Annotated in this window: 1 protein-coding gene; it reads left to right on the top strand. The window is 60.5% G+C overall.

The window, feature by feature from the left end:
- The coding region (locus H0V78_02520) for an error-prone DNA polymerase (GenBank protein MBA2350686.1) at positions 1–1,929 on the top strand (1,929 nt) is incomplete at its 5' end.
- Between the last annotated feature and the right edge of the window lie 169 nt (positions 1,930–2,098).

Here is a 2,098-nt window from a genome sequence, read left to right as displayed (position 1 = left end):
GTCATGCAATACATTTATGGCAAATATGGCCGCGAGCGCGCCGCACTGACCGCGACCGTCATCACGTACCGACCGAAAAGCGCACTGCGCGATGTCGGCAAGGCGTTGGGCATGGATCTGGCGCAAGTCGATCGTCTCGCCGGATCGCTCGCCTGGTGGGACAACCGCGATGCTTTGGCGCAGCGCCTGCGCGAAACCGGTTTCGATCCGGAAAACCCGGTCGTCATGCGCGTGCTTGCGATCACGAAACAGGTGCTCGGCTTTCCGCGCCACCTGTCGCAGCACACCGGCGGCTTCGTGATTTCGCGAGATCGCCTGTCGCGGCTCGTTGGAATCGAAAACGCCGCGATGGAACAGCGCACCGTGATCCAGTGGGAAAAAAACGATCTCGAATCGCTGAAACTGATGAAGGTCGATTGCCTCGCACTCGGCATGCTGTCGGCGATCCGCCGCGCGCTCGATCTTGTTTCGGACTATCGCGGCAAAAAACTGAGCCTGTACGATCTGCCCGAAGGCGATAAGCAGGTTTACCGGATGGTGCAAAAGGCCGACACGATCGGTGTGTTCCAGATCGAATCGCGGGCCCAGATGTCGATGCTGCCGCGCCTGAAGCCAAAAAATTTTTACGACCTGGTCGTGCAGATTTCGATCGTGCGCCCGGGCCCTATCGTCGGCGGCATGGTGCATCCGTATCTGCGCCGGCGCGAACACCCGGAAGAAGTCGATTATCCGAGCCCGCAGATCAAGGCGGTGCTCGAGCGCACCCTGGGCGTGCCGATTTTCCAGGAACAGGTGATGCAGTTGGCTATGGTTGCCGGTGGTTTCAGCGCGGGCGAAGCCGATCAATTGCGGCGTTCGATGGCGGCCTGGCGGCGTTCCGATCGCATCCAGCAATTCCGTGAGCGGCTGGTTTCGGGGATGCTGAAAAACGGGTATAGCGAAGATTACGCGGAGCGCTTGTTCAAGCAGATCGAAGGCTTCGGCGAATACGGCTTTCCGGAATCGCACGCCGCGAGCTTCGCTCTGCTCGCTTATGCGTCGGCCTGGCTCAAATGCCATGAGCCGGCGGCGTTCACGTGCGCATTGTTGAACAGCCAGCCGATGGGTTTTTATGCGCCGGCGCAACTGATTCAGGATGCGCGCAAGCATGGCGTCGAGGTGCGGCCGGTCGACGCGACCGTCAGCGATTGGGATTGCAGTCTCGAACGCCGCGACGATGGCGAGCCCGCCTTGCGGCTTGGCTTGCGCCAGATCAAAGGTATGCCGCAAGCAGCGGTTGAGCGCATCGTCGCGGCGAGAAAAGACGGGCCCAGCGCTTCGATACAGCAACTCGCCGAACGCGCGGCGCTTGGAAACCGCGAGTTAAAATGCCTGGCTGCCGGCTCTGCCTTGCAGTCTTTCGCGGCGCATCGCCGGCAAGCGTATTGGCAGGTGCAGGGGATCGAGACGCCGCCACCGGTATTGCATGGCGCAAAAATCGAGGAAAGCGAGCTTGCTCTGCCGGCGCCGAGCGAAGGCGAAGATCTGGTTGCCGATTATCGGTCGCTGGGCTTCACGCTAGGCCGTCATCCTTTATGCCTGCTGCGCAGCCGGCTCGTGCGCTGGCGCGCCGTGCCCGCTGCACAATTGGCCGGGTTAAACGATGGGCGGCACGTCAAAGCCGCCGGGCTCGTAATTAATCGCCAGCGCCCCGGCACCGCAAGCGGCGTGATTTTTCTGACACTGGAAGACGAAACCGGCATGATCAACGTCGTCGTCTGGAATGATCTTGCCAAAAGGCAACGCCGTGAATTACTTGGCGCGAGACTGCTCGGCGTGAGCGGCGTGCTGGAGAGGCAAGGCGGCGTACTGCATCTGATCGCGCGACGGTTGACCGACCACACTCCCTTGCTTGGCCGGCTCATCACTCATTCGAGAGATTTTCACTAAGCAGCGTCTTTAACGCCGGCTCGCCGCAACTCGGCCCCCGACGCCGAGTCTGTATGCCTATGCAAACATTAAAAATCGCAACCTACAACGTTCACAAAGGCTTTTCGCAATTCAACGCACGAATGATCGTTCACGAGTTGCGCGAAAAGTTGCAGGGGATCGGCGCCGA

Source organism: Burkholderiales bacterium, from assembly GCA_013695435.1.
Taxonomy (GTDB): domain Bacteria; phylum Pseudomonadota; class Gammaproteobacteria; order Burkholderiales; family JACMKV01; genus JACMKV01.
The sequence above is the reverse complement of the archived record's forward strand: the minus strand, read 5'-3'. Positions and strand labels throughout refer to the sequence as shown.